Here is a 4409-nt window from a genome sequence, read left to right as displayed (position 1 = left end):
GTGAGCGGCAAGCTCGTAGACCGCCCTGATCTGATCCTTGCCGAGCACCATCACATCACCAAGGGTGCGCTTGCCCCAGAAGGTGGCTTTCACCGTCATCTCCTCGATTTGGTCCTCGGTAGGTTGGATGCCGAGCTCGGCAAAGTTTGTCGGCATGTCGATGCTTCTGAAGAAGCGGCGCATGGCCTCTATGGTTGCAAGGGCGTCTGCTTTGGCATCGGTGCTGCCTGCAAGACCCAGGACGTTCCGACCGAAGCGTGCAAAGCGCTCGGGAGCCTCCTGGTAGACATACTTGGCCCATGAGATCCAGATCGCCGACAGCCCCGCACCATGGGCGACATCAAACATGCCTCCCATCTCGTGTTCCAACTGATGAGGAGCCCAGTCGCCTCTTTGGCTGTGCCCGCAACCCATCAGGCCGTTATGCGAGAGGCTGCTTGCCCACATCAGGGTGGCCCTGGCATCGTAGTCCCGGCCATCCTGCTTAAGCTTGGTTGCAGCCTCCATGACGGAGCGCAAAAGCGCCTCAGCCATCTGGTCGGTGAGGTCCATGGTTGAACCCTTGACAAAATAGCGCTCGATGGTATGCATCATGATGTCGACTGCACCGCTCATGGTCTGGTATTCAGGCAGGGTATAGGTCAGCTCCGGATTCATGATGGCAAACCTGCAACGCGAAGAATCGTGGTTGGCACCACGTTTCAGATTCCCATCCTCGTTGGTGATGACCGAAGAGTTGCTCATTTCACTGCCGGCGGCGGCAATGGTCAAAACAGCACCAACAGGATAGCATCCTTGGATCTGACGGGTCTGGTCGTAGAAGTCCCACACCTCGCCACCGTGATACAAGCCATAGCCGATGGCTTTGGCAGAGTCGATGACCGAGCCTCCGCCGACTGCCAGAATAAAGTCCACTCCTTCCTGTTTGCAGAGCTCGATGCCCTCATGGACTTTGCTCAACCTGGGGTTCGGTACGACACCTCCCAGCGTGACATAATCGATTCCCTGCTTGGCAAGGGATGTGGTTACTCTCTCAAGCAATCCTGATTTTTTCGCGCTTTCCGATCCATAATGGACCAAGACTTTCTTGCAGCCCTCGTTGGCAACCAGGGAACCTACTTGTGATTCAGTATTCTTTCCGAATATGACTTTTGTCGGGGTATAGTACGTAAAATCCGATATCATGCAATCCTCCGTTAGTATCCGATACTCTCACCGACGATGAGTACTTTCATTCTTCCCTCGATCTGCTGATGGGAAAAAACAACATAGTTGGAACAGATGGTGTGCTCGCAGGCGCCTGCTGGCAAAGCCATCAGGTGTCTGTCATCACAGGCGGTATTGATGCACTTTCCGTTTTCGGTGCAAAATGTTCCGGTGGAAAGGCGCGTGGCATTTGCAGGGGCTGCGATATTTTTCACCCGCAGAATGGCGCTGATGAGATCAGGTACGATTTTGTCCCATGACACAACCAGTATAACCTGCTTCGGACCATAGAGCATGGCAGAAACCCGGTTGGATCTTCCGTCGACGCAGTAAACTTCCCCGTGCTCCGTAAGTGCATTGGCACTGCTGAGGTAGGTATCGACAGTGAAGCTTTTCAGAAAAACCTCGTCGAGCTCCTCTTTGGTAATCCCTTTCTTGTACCGGTCGTAAAAGACATACGAACCACTTCGCAGATGATTGAGCACTCCGGTCTCATCAAGGGTAACCGAACCGCCCACCGCTACGCTCTGACCGTGTTTCATCAAGGAAGCTACCGTGGGGACGACCTCCTCTCTTGAGGAAACGAAGCGGGCTTCGATATTGTTTTTTGCAAGTGATTTGATGGTTCGTTCAACTTGCAGCATTTTGATTGATCTCTTGTGTGTATCCATTGCCAATTTCCCTTTTCCTTAGGATACTCAATCCACTGACTCTACGCAAGCTCACGTGGATTTGGAAAATAAGTTGCATTGAACGGCTATCAATCGTATCTTTGAAGGTAGGAGTCAACACATGCATATAACTTTCTTCGGAGCAGCACAGCAGGTGACCGGCAGTTGTACGATGGTACAGGTCAATGGAAAGTATCTCTTGATAGATTGCGGTCTCCCACAGGGAAACGATGAGCGTGAGGTGGGATTGGACTTGCCTTTTCGCGCAGATGCCATCGACTATGTATTTCTCACCCATGCCCATATCGACCATACCGGGCGTATTCCCCTCTTGGTGAAAGAGGGTTTCAAGGGAAAGATTTTTGCCACATCTGCGACAGCTCAGTTGTGTGAGATCATGTTGGCAGACAGCGGCCATATCCAGGAGATGGAAGCGGAGTGGAAGAGTCGCAAGGCTGTTCGGGCGGGGAAAAAGGGCGTCGAACCGCTCTATACTGTCGAAGACGCTCAAAACGCCATGCAGTTTTTCGAAAGTTGCGTCTATGACGAAATCTGTGATATCGACGAGGGCATCAAGGTTCGGTTCAACGATGCAGGACACCTGCTCGGATCCTCTTCCATCGAGTTGTGGCTGAAAGAGGGTAAAGAGCGGCGCAAGTTGGTCTTTTCCGGCGATATCGGCAATTTCGACCAACCCTTGATCAAGGACCCCGACTATATCGACGAAGCCGATTTTGTCGTTATGGAATCCACCTATGGAAACAGGGTGCACAAGAAGCCGGAAAACGCTGTGGGAAACAGCGTTCCCACCCATATTCGGGCACAGGAGCTTGCCGATATTGTGGAGCGGACCTTCAAGCGGGGAGGGAACGTCATAATTCCTTCCTTCGCCGTAGGCAGGACCCAGGAGCTCCTCTACCTATTGAGAGTGGTCATTGAGAATAAGCTGTGTCCCACCATTGGAGACATTCCGGTTTTCGTAGACAGCCCGCTCTCAGTGAAGGCTACTCACGTATTTGCAGGCAACTTGTTCGGCTATATGGATGAGGAGACCATGGAGCTTGTGAACAAGGGAATAAATCCGATTTTGTTTCCCTCCTTGGTAACCATTACCGATGTAGCTGACTCGATAGCCTTGAACAAGCGAAAGGAGAGTTGTGTCATCATCAGCTCCAGCGGCATGTGTGAAGCAGGAAGGATCAAGCACCATCTCAAGCATAATCTCTTCAGGAAGGAGTGTACGGTTCTGTTCAGCGGATATCAGGCAGCGGGGACCCTGGGGCGATCGATTCTCGATGGAGCCAGGCATGTAACCATTTTTGGTGAGCAGATCGATGTACGCTGTGAGGTGTGTGAGCTGCATGGCATCAGCGGTCACGCTGACCAAGAGGGCTTGGTCAAGTGGCTTACTTCATTCAAGAAGGAGCCGAGAAGGGCGTTCATTGTCCATGGGGATAAGGAAGTAGCTCCCTGGTTTGCTTCATTTGTGACACGGACGCTGCATATCAAGGCGTATGCGCCTTCACCGATGGAACGGCTGGACTTGCTGGATGAGGCTTCACTCCCCATTGCTGCAGCAGTGGACGACAAGGTGGTTCCTTACATCAGGGAGCTGCGTGAAGCGTTGGAAGAGCTTACGAAGCAGGAAGCAACGCTGCGTACGGTGGTTGAGCGTATGCAGGTGGCGGGAAGTGAGCCGCACCTTGACCAGAAGCGTGCCGTCCGGCTCACGAATGCCATCAACCGCCTTGCCAGTGATTTGGAATATCTGAAAATGAAGTGGGATTCCGATGCGGACTAATTGAGCTTTTTCCCGAACAAGGAGCCCCAGTTTTGTTGTTCGAGAATTCCAAAACCCATTTTCTCATAGAAGCCGTATGCACGGGTGTTTCTGCCGTCCACACCCAAGTGGACGCCGGATGCACCCTTTTTTTTGACGGCATCAAAAAAGGTGAGCATCAGGCTCTTCCCTATCCCTTTTCCTTGTAGGTGTTCCAATATGTCAATGTGCAGGTGTGCCGGATAGCCCAGGTTCTGCCATAGGCCTTCGCCAGGGCCTTTGAGCAGTGTTTTAATCACATCTTGCTCGGCTTCACTTTTAAACTCTTTCACTTGTTTGTATTGCTCCTGCAGAACAGGCAGCCAGGTTTGGTGCATCCAGGTATTGAAACCTCTGGTGTTGCTGGTTCCTACAATATAGCCTGAGACGCGGCTGTTCTCATCAAGAGCTATAAAACATACGTCTGGCTCAAAGAACAGGTAGGGAGCAGCGTAATAGTGGCCGACACACCACTGATCATTGAAATATGGTCTCCCATCCAATCCCGCAAAGGCCGTTTGCAAGGCAATGGAGTATATATAGGGTAGGTCCTGCGGCAGGGCTTGTCGAATATATTGCATTGATTGTCCTTCCTCTTTCTTTTACACAATATCGGAGATTGCTCATTTTCTCAATCCCAAAGATTAATGGATTTATAGTATTGTATTGAAACATTATAGAAATCGTTTTGCAAATTTCTTAAAAAAGTGCTG

At 51.2% G+C, this 4409-nt stretch carries 4 protein-coding genes; 1 reads left to right on the top strand and 3 read right to left on the bottom strand.

What is annotated here, in order from left to right; genetic code table 11:
• Together B3F49_RS01965 and B3F49_RS01960 are read right to left on the bottom strand one after the other, a co-directional pair.
• Positions 1 to 1185 (bottom strand): iron-containing alcohol dehydrogenase (locus B3F49_RS01965; protein WP_293908737.1); only part of this gene is annotated, 1185 nt, incomplete at its 3' end.
• Between the two features lie 11 nt (positions 1186 to 1196).
• Complete coding sequence (locus B3F49_RS01960) at positions 1197 to 1850, bottom strand: lactate utilization protein (protein WP_293908736.1); 654 nt, start codon at positions 1848 to 1850, stop codon at positions 1197 to 1199.
• A 148-nt stretch (positions 1851 to 1998) separates the two neighbouring features.
• Between B3F49_RS01960 and B3F49_RS01955 the strand changes: the two genes are divergently transcribed.
• Entirely contained in the window at positions 1999 to 3678 is a 1680-nt protein-coding gene (locus tag B3F49_RS01955) for an MBL fold metallo-hydrolase RNA specificity domain-containing protein (RefSeq protein ID WP_293908735.1), read from the top strand.
• Here the strand turns inward: B3F49_RS01955 and B3F49_RS01950 are convergent.
• Positions 3675 to 4277: a GNAT family N-acetyltransferase gene (locus B3F49_RS01950; protein WP_293895932.1), complete on the bottom strand. Its 603-nt coding sequence runs from the start codon at positions 4275 to 4277 to the stop codon at positions 3675 to 3677. The genes B3F49_RS01955 and B3F49_RS01950 overlap by 4 nt on opposite strands.
• Positions 4278 to 4409 lie beyond the last annotated feature (132 nt).

It is taken from the genome of Sphaerochaeta sp. UBA5836 (assembly GCF_002432845.1).
Classification (GTDB): Bacteria; Spirochaetota; Spirochaetia; order Sphaerochaetales; family Sphaerochaetaceae; genus Sphaerochaeta.
This window is presented reverse-complemented; position numbering and strand designations above follow the sequence as displayed.